The 12,456-nt window shown below is 44.9% G+C and carries 9 protein-coding genes and 1 tRNA gene; 5 read left to right on the forward strand and 5 right to left on the reverse strand.

The annotated features are described in order from the left end of the window. Positions 1–401 precede the first annotated feature (401 nt). Positions 402–2,711, reverse strand: a complete 2,310-nt coding sequence (locus IE103_RS03915; RefSeq protein WP_189344661.1) for an NADP-dependent malic enzyme — start codon at positions 2,709–2,711, stop codon at positions 402–404. A 707-nt stretch (positions 2,712–3,418) separates the two neighbouring features. On the opposite strand from IE103_RS03915, the gene IE103_RS03920 reads away from it, so the two are divergent. From IE103_RS03920 to IE103_RS03935, 4 genes are all read left to right on the forward strand, one after another. Continuing rightward, positions 3,419–3,913 (forward strand): DUF6882 domain-containing protein, encoded by a 495-nt coding sequence (locus IE103_RS03920; RefSeq protein WP_189344662.1) that lies wholly within the window; start codon positions 3,419–3,421, stop codon positions 3,911–3,913. A gap of 41 nt (positions 3,914–3,954) precedes the next feature. Continuing rightward, a complete protein-coding gene (gene thiL / locus IE103_RS03925; protein WP_189344663.1) occupies positions 3,955–4,923 on the forward strand; it encodes a thiamine-phosphate kinase in 969 nt (322 codons plus the stop codon). Between the two features lie 2 nt (positions 4,924–4,925). Beyond that, on the forward strand, positions 4,926–5,438 hold the full coding sequence (locus IE103_RS03930) for a phosphatidylglycerophosphatase A family protein (RefSeq protein WP_229827053.1): 513 nt from the start codon (positions 4,926–4,928) through the stop codon (positions 5,436–5,438). Between the two features lie 105 nt (positions 5,439–5,543). Next, positions 5,544–6,029 carry a CinA family protein gene (locus IE103_RS03935; protein ID WP_189344664.1) on the forward strand — a complete coding sequence of 162 codons (486 nt, stop codon included), beginning with the start codon at positions 5,544–5,546 and terminating at the stop codon, positions 6,027–6,029. Between the two features lie 142 nt (positions 6,030–6,171). Here the strand turns inward: IE103_RS03935 and pyrF are convergent, their stop codons facing one another. From pyrF to IE103_RS03950, 3 genes are all read right to left on the reverse strand, one after another. Next, positions 6,172–6,990, reverse strand: a complete 819-nt coding sequence (pyrF, locus tag IE103_RS03940; RefSeq protein ID WP_189344665.1) for an orotidine-5'-phosphate decarboxylase — start codon at positions 6,988–6,990, stop codon at positions 6,172–6,174. A 140-nt stretch (positions 6,991–7,130) separates the two neighbouring features. Next, positions 7,131–8,306, reverse strand: a complete 1,176-nt coding sequence (locus IE103_RS03945; protein WP_189344666.1) for an acyl-CoA dehydrogenase — start codon at positions 8,304–8,306, stop codon at positions 7,131–7,133. A 166-nt stretch (positions 8,307–8,472) separates the two neighbouring features. Beyond that, positions 8,473–8,547, reverse strand: a tRNA-Arg gene (locus IE103_RS03950). Between the two features lie 240 nt (positions 8,548–8,787). On the opposite strand from IE103_RS03950, the gene IE103_RS03955 reads away from it, so the two are divergent. Further along, positions 8,788–10,704: an ATP-binding cassette domain-containing protein gene (locus IE103_RS03955; RefSeq protein WP_189344667.1), complete on the forward strand. Its 1,917-nt coding sequence runs from the start codon at positions 8,788–8,790 to the stop codon at positions 10,702–10,704. A 136-nt stretch (positions 10,705–10,840) separates the two neighbouring features. Here IE103_RS03955 and murJ read toward each other — a convergent pair whose 3' ends face one another. Next, the gene (gene murJ, locus IE103_RS03960; RefSeq protein ID WP_189344668.1) at positions 10,841–12,394 is read right to left on the reverse strand and encodes a murein biosynthesis integral membrane protein MurJ; all 1,554 of its coding nucleotides are present in this window, start codon (positions 12,392–12,394) and stop codon (positions 10,841–10,843) included. Positions 12,395–12,456 lie beyond the last annotated feature (62 nt).

Genomic DNA, 12,456 nt, shown 5'->3' on the forward strand with positions numbered 1-12,456 from the left:
CAGAGCGTGAGCTAATTGCAAACATTTTTAGTGCAGACAAGAGATATCTTTATAGATAATCAATAAAGCAATGACAGTATAAAATTTGGGCTAGAGGAAGTAAAACAAAGAAAATATCGAAAAAACTCGACTTAAAAATATTTTAAAAATGAGATTACATCATTATTTATCACAAGTATTTGCACATAATTGACAAAGATAAAAAAACAACAGCAGAAGTGGTATTAATAGTTTTTTTTAATAATTTTATTTCTTAATAGGAAATCTTGCCGATTTCCAAGATTTAAAGTTAAGTGGTATTACACCGCTAGCGATTGTGCCAAGTCATTCGCATGGCTATCATTAGATAAAAAAAGCCGTCAATGTGATGACGGCTTTCTTAAATAAAATGCAAATATAGACTAGCGCTGCGCCACTGCATCCACTACACATAAAGCAGTCATATTGACAATACGACGAACCGTCGCTGAAGAAGTCAAAATATGAACTGGCTTTGCACAACCTAATAGAATTGGCCCAATCGCAATATTATTGCCCGCAGCCGTTTTCAATAAGTTATATGCAATATTGGCAGCGTCAATATTCGGCATCACCAATAAATTCGCATCGCCCTTTAATGTAGAACTAGGCATCATTTTTTGACGATAATCTGAATCTAACGCTGTATCGCCGTGCATTTCACCATCAATCTCAAGATCAGGAGCATCGCGTTGTACGATCGCTAATGCAGCACGCATTTTCTTGGCTGATTCACTATTGCTTGAACCAAAATTAGAGTGCGATAACAGCGCTGCTTTTGGTTGTATACCAAAACGACGCATCTCTTCTGCGGCCAGAATCGTAATCTCAGCAATTTGCTCAGCGCTAGGGTTTTCATTGATATGCGTATCAACCAAGACCAATTGACGATCAGGCAAGACCAAACCATTCATAGCCGCATATACGTTCACGCCAGCACGTTTACCAAGCACTTGGTTCACGTAAAACAAATGTAAACTACCAATACCAAATGTTCCACAGATCATGCCATCAGCGTCGCCCTTGTGAACCATCATCGAGCCAATTAAGGTATGACGACGACGCATTTCTAACTTTGCGTATTGCTCTGTAATACCTTGGCGGCAGGTCATCTGATGATAGGTTTGCCAGTAATCACGATACCTTGCATCCATTTCTGGATTGATCGCTTCAAAATCGATACCTGGGCGTAAACGCAAACCAAACTTCTCAATTCGTTTTTCCAGAATATGTGGACGACCAACCAAAATTGGTTTGGCCAGTTTTTCATCAACGACCACCTGTACAGCGCGCAAAACACGTTCTTCTTCTCCCTCTGCAAAAACAATGCGCTTGCGAGAATCTGGTGCTTTCTTGGCGATTTGGAATAGTGGCTTCATGAACGTGCCACTGTGGTAAACAAATTGCTGCAACTTATCGATATACGCCTGCATATCCTGAATTGGTCGCGCTGCAACGCCACAATCTTCTGCAGCTTTTGCTACTGCTGGCGCAATCTTAATCATCAGTCGCGGGTCAAATGGCTTAGGAATTAAATATTCAGGGCCAAACGATAAGTTAGAAATTCCGTAGGCTGATGCCACCACATCAGATTGCTCAGCTTGCGCCAAATCGGCAATCGCATGTACGACCGCAATTTCCATCTCGCGAGTGATGGTCGTTGCACCACAATCTAGCGCACCACGGAAAATATACGGGAAACACAGCACATTATTCACTTGATTTGGAAAATCGGAACGGCCAGTGGCCATCACCGCGTCATCTCGTACTGCCTTGACTTCTTCAGGCAGAATTTCAGGGGTAGGATTCGCTAACGCCAAAATCAAAGGGCGTGCCGCCATGGTTTTCACCATGTCTTGCTTTAGTACGCCGCCAGCGGACAATCCCAAGAAAATATCAGCGCCTGAGATGACCTCTTTCAAACTACGTGCACTCGTATCTTGTGCGAAGCGTTCCTTATCAGGATCCATCAACTCGGTACGACCTTTGTAGACTACGCCAGCGAGATCCGTAACAAAGATGTTTTCAATCGGAAAACCAAGATCAACAATCAAATCCAAGCAAGCCAGCGCCGCAGCACCTGCACCAGAAACCACCAATTTACAGTCTTTGAGATCTTTACCAACAACTTTTAAGCCATTCAAAATAGCGGCCCCAACAATGATCGCAGTGCCATGTTGATCATCGTGGAAAACTGGAATCTTCATCTTATCGCGCAACTTACGTTCGATATAGAAGCATTCAGGTGCTTTGATGTCTTCTAAATTAATACCGCCAAACGTCGGCTCTAAGGAAGCAATAATATCCACCAATTTGTCTGGGTCTGACTCATTGATTTCGATATCAAATACATCAATTCCCGCAAATTTCTTAAACAAGACGCCCTTACCTTCCATCACTGGCTTGGAAGCCAAAGGGCCGATATTGCCTAAACCTAAAACTGCGGTGCCATTGGTAATCACACCGACCAGATTGCCACGTGCTGTGTATTTAAATGCCGCAGCAGGATCAGCCACAATTTCTTCACATGGCGCTGCCACACCGGGCGAGTAAGCTAGCGCCAGATCGCGCTGATTCGTAAGTTGTTTAGTTGGAGTGACACTGATTTTGCCAGGCGTTGGAAATTCATGGTATTCCAATGCGGCTTGACGTAATTGTTGACGAAGTAATTCTTTTTGTTCTGGCGAATCCATGCGAGTCCATTCCTTCTTAAACAAACAAATAGGGGGTTAATGATTCTAGCAGAGAGGCAACATTTGCTTCATACGTATTTATACGAGTTCTATGACTTTTTTGCATAAGCGATAGCTAGAATGACTAAATAAGGTCAAAAACATAGTGAATAACTATCAAACTAGGTCGATTCTATGGACTCATACCTGACATCAGAGCAATCATGATTGTTTTGTAGCTTGCATCTGCATCACTTTATTTCATTAATTACCTCATTAATTACCTCTCTAATCACTTCACTAATCAATTCGCTAAACAGTATCAAAAAAATACAACTACAAGCGTTCACCTATCTAAAGTCATTGGTACAAAACCAAAATAATTACCATAATCATTACATTTTTTTATCAGAATCATTTAAGCAATAAAAAATGATCAAACAACAAAAACGCGCGCTGAGTAAAAATCATCATGACAAAACCATGTCAAATAAGATTCAATATCACTATTGCTGGAATTGACACGAAAAAAGTTCGGCGTAATCCGATCTAAGTCAAATCAAGAAAATAAAACAATGAAAGAAATCGATGCGAGTACAAAAAAAGAACGAAAGCTTAATTTCAGTCGAACCTACTTCAAAGTACTCAATAAATGTGCAGCCGCGACACTTGAAGCCGATGCATACCAAGCAATTGGCAACTGAAAAACAATAGAGCGGCACAAAGATATGGTTAAGTTATTTCACCGCGAAAAGAATCTGGATGCATTTATTGCAGCTAGTGTTGATGAGGCACAAATTGCCAACATGCTACATAACGCAAATTGGCGACTAGGCGATGAGAAGTCTTGGCATTTAGATCAAAATAATGGCCAACTCTTACTCACATTCGATGATGGAACATTCGCACTTGCCCCGGCACAAATCATTGGTACCTTCCATCACAAAGATCATTCATTTATGTGGGCATGGGACCATCCTTCAGTACTACCGGCACTCAAACGCAATGCAACAACAGTCAAAGAATTTGGCAAAGAACAAAAAACAAAGGAACTCGTCAAAGCAAACATACACTGCACCGAACAACGTGCATGGGAGCTGACTGCGCTCGCAATGCGTCTAAACCAAGCAAAAGGCGCTTATCGCGTTGAAGTAAAACCGGGTGTGAGTCTGTTTTTAAATTTTGGTGAAGTACAAATCGCCCACGAAGCAAAATCGATCTGACATTTTCACCACGACGGAGAATGCATTCGATACAATGCAATATGCTCTCAGAATTCGACCTTATCAAACATTATTTTGTACAGAACTACGCTGAAGATCCACGCTTCGCACTTGGGATCGGTGACGACTGTGCTTTAGTCAATCCCGCACCCGATATGCAGCTAGCCATATCAAGCGACATGCTGGTATCAGGTCGACATTTTTTCCTAGATGCAGATCCCTATCAACTTGGCCATAAATGCTTGGCAGTCAATTTATCGGATCTTGCAGCGATGGGCGCGAAGCCACTCGCGTTCACTTTATCGCTGTCGTTGCCAGAAGCGAATCCAGCCTGGTTAGCACCTTTCTCACAAGGATTATTCAATTTAGCGCAGCAACATCACTGTCGTCTAATTGGTGGCGACACCACAAAAGGTCCACTGAATATTTGCATCACGATCTTTGGTGAAGTGCCGCCCAATTCCGCTCTGAGGCGAGATGCTGCGCAAGTGGGCGACGACATTTGGGTCTCTGGCAATATTGGCGATGCGCGTTTGGCGCTTGCCGCTTATTGGAAAGAATTGCCGCTTTCAACAGAAGATCATCGCATCGCTGCCACCCGTATGCACACGCCAACACCACGCATCGCATTAGGAATTGCATTACGTGGGATCGCCAATGCTGCGCTGGATATTTCAGATGGCTTGATTGGCGATCTTGGACACATCTTAGAACGCTCACAAGTTGGCGCCCACCTTTACGTCGACGATTTGCCAGCTGGCCCAATACTGCAACAACAAGCACAAGACAAACGACGTGAATTTTGTTTAGCCGGTGGCGACGACTACGAACTATGTTTTACAGCACCAGTTCATCAACGTGATGCTGTGATACAAGCGGGCTTAACTAGCCAAACCAATGTCACACGAATCGGCAGTATCGAAGTCTCAAAAGGCTTACGCTTACTAGATAAAAACCATCAAGAAATTCAACTCGCCTTGCGTAGTTTTGATCATTTCACCACCGAATAAATATGGATAGCAACCCTAATCCCATCTTAAAACCGACTGCGGGATTCATGCTGGCTCACCCTGCACATTTTCTGTCACAAGGATTTGGCAGTGGTTTGTCGCCCGTCATGCCCGGCACTGCAGGCACTCTGTTTGCATGGCTCAGTTTTACTGTATTAAGTGTACGTTGGCCTCAGTTATTTACACCGATGAACTGGGGAATCATCATCGTTATTGGATATTTTCTTGGCGTGTGGGCGTGCGAAATTACAGGAAAAAATCTTGGCATCGCAGATCACGGCAGCATGGTTTGGGATGAGATTATTGCGTTTTGGTTGGTACTACTGTTCATCACCCCAGCGCCATTCATTACCCAGTGCTGGGCATTCATCGCTTTCCGTTTTTTTGATATGGTCAAACCACCACCAATTGCTTATTTTGATCGCAAATTGAAAGGTGGATTTGGTGTCATGTTCGACGATATTGTTGCCGCATTCTTCGCACTCCTCGTCTTTGCTTTATGGCGAAATTGGTGAGCAAACAACAATGCTGATCGAATACAAAAAATCAATTTAAAAAATACCGCAAGCGAGTTTTGAAGTGCTAAAGTGCATCTATAAATAACAGATCAGGAGACCATCATGACTGACATGCTCAAGCTCGCAGAAAAAGTTGGCGAAGCGCTCAAATCAAAGAAATTATTACTCTCGGTTGCAGAATCATGCACAGGTGGCGGCGTTAGCTGTGCACTAACCGAAATTGCCGGTTCTTCAGAATGGTTTGATTGTGGTTTTGTGCCCTACTCTAATTCGGCAAAAACAGAGATGCTGAATATTCCAGCCTCGTTGATTGCGCAACACGGCGCGGTCAGCGAAGAAATCGCTGCAGCGATGGCTGAAGGAGCATTGGCAAACTCGGAAGCGCATGTCGCGATCTCGACAACAGGAATTGCTGGACCAGGTGGTGCGGTACCAGGCAAACCAGTTGGTACAGTCTGCTTCGGCTGGCGCGTTGGTGGCGTAACACATACCGAACGCAAAGTATTTAGTGGTGATCGCCATGCAGTACGTGAGCAAACTGTAGCGCATGCCTTGAGCAAATTATTGCGTTATGTTGAGGAAATTTAAGACTTCCCCCCCCTTAAGATTTGCTTTAACTGTTTTAGCACAATCTCACTAAATCCAATACCAAAATACGATATCAGTACAAAAAAAGGCGCGAAGAAATCAATCTTCGCGCCTTTCGATTTTCTACATTTCACAAACTCGATTATCGAAACTGATTAATCGCATCTCGCGTTTCTAAAGCAATTCGACGTGCCGCTTGCGCATAACTTTCATCCGCCACTGACTTTGCATACAAAATCGCCCGTGAAGAGTTAATCATCATGCCAGTACCGTTTGCGGTGCGACCTGCGCGCACTGTCGACTCGACATCACCTCCTTGCGCACCAACGCCCGGGATCAACAATGGCATGTCGCCAATCAATGCACGCACTTGCGCGATTTCATTTGGGAACGTGGCACCAACTACGAGCGCACATTGACCATTGATGTTCCATTTATCCGCCACCAATTGCGCGACGTGTTGATACAGAGGTTTGCCGCCCACATCCAAAAATTGCAGATCAGAACCACCTGCATTCGAAGTACGACACAGCACAATCGCGCCGCGATCTTTCCATTCCAAATACGGCGCGACGGAATCAAAGCCCATGTAAGGATTGACCGTGACCGCATCGGCATCGTAGCGTTCAAACGCTTCACGCGCATATTGTTCTGCAGTCGCGCCAATATCACCACGCTTCGCGTCTAACACGATAGGAATAGCCGGATAAGTCGTTTTGATATAACGGCAAATCGCTTCTAACTGGTCTTCGGCACGCAAGGCGGCGAAGTAAGCGATTTGTGGTTTAAAGCTACAAGCCAAGTCAGCAGTCGCATCGACAATCGCTTTACAAAAAGCATAGATCGCATCAGGCTGTCCTGCTAACTCCGCAGGAAATTTATTCACGTCTGGATCTAAACCTACGCACAACAAAGAATTATTCGTAGTCCAAGCGCTGGAAAGTTTTTGCAAAAAAGTCACGGTATATCTCTATCGTTTAAAATGAAATCAAGTCGATGATCTCAATAAAAAAGGGATAAAACTCACTATATCAGCAAGTTTTTATCCCTTCATTATAAACCATCGCTTTTTCTGGCTTTTTACTGCCAGCCGAAATACGATTAAAAAGCTGCAATCCCGGTCTGCGCACGACCTAAAATCAAAGCATGAATATCGTGTGTACCTTCATAGGTATTCACTACTTCTAAATTCACCAAGTGACGCGCGATGCCAAATTCATCCGAAATACCATTACCACCCAGCATATCGCGCGCGGTTCTGGCGATGTCGAGCGATTTTCCGCAAGAGTTACGCTTCATAATGGACGTAATTTCTACCGCAGCAGTGCCTTCATCTTTCATGCGACCGAGGCGCAAACAGCCTTGCAATGCCAAGGTAATTTCGGTTTGCATGTCAGCCAGCTTCTTTTGTACTAACTGATTCGCCGCGAGTGGACGACCAAATTGCATGCGATCCATCGTGTATTGTCGCGCGGTATGCCAACAAAACTCCGCCGCACCTAAAGCGCCCCAGGCAATGCCATAACGCGCTGAATTCAAACAGGTAAATGGGCCTTTTAAGCCTTCGACGTGCGGCATCAAATTTTCTTCAGGGACAAACACTTCATCCATCACAATTTCACCGGTGATCGAAGCGCGCAAACCCACTTTTCCATGGATTGCCGGTGCGGATAAGCCTTCCCAACCGCGTTCCAAAATAAAGCCACGAATACGACCATCATCAGTTTTCGCCCACACCACAAACACGTCTGCAATCGGGCTATTTGTGATCCACATCTTAGAGCCAGTGAGCAAATAACCACCGTCAACCGTTTTTGCACGCGTGACCATGCTGCCCGGATCAGAACCATGATTTGGTTCGGTCAAGCCAAAACAACCGATCCACTCGCCCGTCGCTAACTTAGGTAAATATTTGCGTTTTTGCGCCTCACTACCGAATTCATTAATCGGCACCATGACCAAAGAGGATTGCACACTCATCATAGAACGATATCCAGAATCGATACGCTCGACTTCACGCGCGACCAAGCCATAGCAAACATAATTTAAACCTGCGCCACCGTATTCTGTCGGAATCATAAAGCCCAACATACCTAACGCGCCCATCTCGCGGAAAATTGCTGGATCGGTACGCTCATTACGGAAAGCATCCAAAATTCGCGGTGCGAGTTTTTCCTCGCAATACACACGTGCCGCGTCTTGCACCATACGTTCGTCGTCGCTTAATTGGGAATTCAACAATAATGGGTCATCCCATTGAAATGATGCTTTTGCCATCGTAGTCTCTCAGATTCTTGTGGTTAGTCTTTGCGTGACAGCATGTAGGGTAGCCGACAAGGTCAACGCTTGTTTTATTAGACCAACATGCTAACCGATTTACGCTTGGTAGGAAATTTGAACTGTGCCAATTTAGCAATTGAAACTGACATAAATGTAGGAAATCTGGTCCCTCCGACAAGAATCGAACTTGTATCCCACGCTTAGGAGGCATGTGCACTATCCATTGTGCTACGGAGAGACTCTTGAAATCCGTCTCAGGATTTTTGCGACTTATCGATGCGCTGACTGATTATTAAAAAATCACCAGAGCACGAAGCCCGCCATCTTACCTGAGCGACCAATAACAATCAAATGCGATCTCGCTTGAGACGATGAAGCGATGAAACGACAGGCAACTAGCGTACAATAGCGCCTTTCCTCGTTTTTAACGATATTCATCTACACGCATCGGCTCTCTTTAGCTCGACAGAAGTTTTTTATGGCAGTCATCTCTCTTAGCAATGCGCAACTGGCTTTTGGTCACGTTGCCCTCCTCGATCACGCAGAATTTTCAATTGAAACCTCGGAACGCGTCGGTTTAATTGGCCGCAATGGCACGGGTAAATCGTCTCTACTCAAAATCATCGCGGGCAAATTCAAACTCGATGATGGCCTATTGGTTATGCAACAAAACATCAAGATTGCGTATGTCGAACAAGAGCCACAATTTGACCCTGATCAAACGGTATTTGATGCTGTCGCCTCCGGCTTAGGCGATTTGCCAAAACTACTGCAAGAGTACGAAGCGATCACAGGGCAATTTGGCGGTGATAATGACGAAGCATTGATGGAGCGCATGCACGATATTCAAGTGCAGCTCGATGCCGCCGACGCGTGGAGTTTGGGCAATACGGTTGAAACGACTTTGGATAAACTCAATCTGTCTAAAGACGCGATTATGAGCACGCTGTCTGGCGGTATGAAAAAGCGCGTTGCCTTGGCCTGCGCCTTAGTCAGTGCACCTGATGTATTACTGCTCGATGAACCAACCAACCATTTGGATTTCTCATCGATTAAATGGCTAGAAGCCTTACTAAAAGACTTCAAAGGTAGCGTCTTGTTCATCACCCATGATCGTAGCTTCCTCGACAATGTCACCACGCGTATTATCGAACTCGATCGCGGCAAAATCACCTCATTCCCAGGTAATTTCTCTACCTACCAAGTGCGCAAAGCAGAGCAATTAGAAATCGAAGAAGTCGAAGCTGCGAAGTTTGATAAATTCTTAGCGCAAGAAGAAATCTGGATACGCAAAGGCGTCAAAGCACGTCGCGTACGCGATGAGGGCCGAGTTAAACGCCTAGAACAATTACGTCTACAACGCGCAGCGCGTCGTGAGCAACAAGGGCAAGTACGTCTGGATGTTACGACCGGTGAACGCTCGGGCAAAATCGTGGCGGAATTGGAAAACGTCTGCAAGAGTTTTGGTCCTAAGAATATCGTCAATGATTTCTCCAGCATCATTATGCGTGGCGATAAGATTGGCTTGATTGGTCAAAACGGCGCGGGCAAAACCACTTTGCTCAAATTAATTTTGGGTGAAGATCAACCAGACAGCGGCACGGTTAAGCAAGGCAGCAAATTACAAATCGCTTACTTCGATCAAATGCGTACGCAACTCAATGAAGAAGTCAGCTTGGCAGAGACGATTTCTCCAGGTAGCGATTTTGTCGAAATTAATGGTCAGCGTAAGCACGTCATGTCTTATCTTGGTGACTTTTTATTCGCACCAGAACGCGCTCGTTCACCTGTCAAAACCTTGTCTGGTGGTGAACGCAACCGTCTGTTGTTAGCGCGCTTATTCGCAAAGCCAGCAAATGTCTTAGTTCTCGACGAACCAACCAATGATCTCGACATCGACACACTAGAATTGCTTGAAGAATTATTGGAAGACTACGAAGGTACCGTATTCTTAGTCAGTCATGACCGCATGTTCTTAGATAACGTGGTCACGCAAGTAATCGCATCTGAAGGCAATGGCTTATGGAAAGAATACATAGGCGGTTACACAGACTGGGAGAACTACAAAAATTCTCCAGCGGGCAAAGCAATTGCGGCACCAGTCAAAGCAAAAACAGAGAGTAAATCACCAGTCAGCAGCATGACTGCACCAGCGCCTAAAGCCGAAGCGAAACCAAAAAAACTCAGCTACAAAGAGCAAAAAGAACTGGATGAATTGCCGAATTTGATCAGCAATTTAGAAGCCGAGCAAAAGACGATTTCTGAAAAACTGGCAGATGGCGACTTCTACAAAGATGCGACACCTGATGACATCAAAAAGCTCAATGAACGCTTCGCTGAGATCGACGAATTGTTGATGGCAGCTTTAGAAAAATGGGAAGCAATTGGCGGATAATTTGCCTAAATCCCAAGCATAAAACAAGAGAAGCCAGCAACAAGCGCTTCTCTTTTTTTATGGGTATTGCGACTCGTCGTGACTAGTAGAACTTCAAAACAAGATTGACAACAAGGCGCACAAGCAAACGTACAAGCTAGCGCGTAACTTTTCTAAAATCACGTAAGCGAAAGCCCATCACAAACAGCGAACTAAAATACACCAACATACAAGTCAAAATCACACCGCCCATCAAAGCAGCTCTAATCCAACGATTACTCTGCAAGGCAATCCAATCCAATTGCGCAGCCAAGCCAAATCCAACGCCACCCATCAACAATAGTGCCACGCCCAACTTTGCAAAAAATTTTAGCCAACCACTAGAAGGCGTGTAAAGCTGACGTTGACGTAAGCCACGATACAGCAAGGCGGCATTAAAACACGCCCCCAAACCCACGGACAAAGCCAAACCAGCTTGATGGAAGAAAGGCACAAATAGCACGTTCATGATCTGCGTGATCACCAACACAATCAAAGCGATTTTGACTGGCGTACGAATATCTTGCTGCGCGTAAAACCCTGGCGCTAAAATCTTCACCAAAATCAAACCCGTTAGGCCAACACCATACGCAGCGACGGCTTTAGCCGTTTCATTTACCGCATGCGCATCAAATTTACCGTTATGAAACAAGGTCGCCGTCAACGCATCCGACAAAGTCAAAAGACCAACCGCGGCAGGCAATGCCAACAAGCAGGTTAAACGCAAACCCCAATCCAATAAAGAGGAATACTCAGTTTTATCCGCATGCGCTTTGGCAGAAGATAAACTTGGCAACAATACCGTACCAAGCGCAACGCCCAACATCGCCGAAGGAAATTCCATCAAACGATCCGCAAAATTCAATTGCGACGCACTTCCATCTGGCAAGAATGAAGCCCAAGTTGAATTGATCATGATACTTATTTGCGTAGCAGACACCGCCAACACAGCAGGCCCCATTTGCTTCAATACCCGACGCACCTTAGGATCGCGCAATGCAAATGCCGGATTCCAAGACAGTTTGGGCAGCATACCAATTTGAATCAGCGAGGGAATTTGTATCGCCAACTGCAATACGCCCCCAACAAAAACCGCGCATGCGAGCGCATAAATCTGTTTTTCTTTTCCAAACAAAGAGAGCGAAAAATATGCAGCAACGATAAAACACAGGTTCAATAAAACTGGCGTAAATGCAGGAATTTTAAAACGTCGCCATGTATTCAAAATACCACTCGACAATGCGACCAAGGACATGAAACCAATATACGGAAACATGATGCGAGTCAGATTGACGGTCAAATCAAATTTTGAGGTTCCCCAAAACCCTGAAGAAAACATCAACACCAACAGCGGTGCACCGACCACACCAAGCACGCAAGTAATCAACAAGGCACACACCAACACGGTGGCGACATGATCGACCAATTCTTTCACTTCGACATCAGAACTCTTATTTCGATATTCGGCAAGAATCGGCACAAAGGCCTGTGAAAATGCCCCTTCGGCAAACAAACGCCGAAAGAAATTCGGAATTTTAAATGCCTGCACATAGGCATCCATCATCGCCGTCGCGCCAAAATACGCGCCAAATAAAACATCACGAATCAAGCCCGTGATGCGCGACAACATAGTCATACTGCTAATAGCAGCCAGTGTTTTTAGTAAATTCATAGGGCGAGATTATAGCCGCTGCACTAGGCTAACATTCATATTCGTATAGAGAAATGCAAGCA

Source organism: Affinundibacterium macrobrachii, from assembly GCF_014652415.1.
Lineage (GTDB): Bacteria > Pseudomonadota > Gammaproteobacteria > Burkholderiales > Burkholderiaceae_D > Undibacterium > Undibacterium macrobrachii.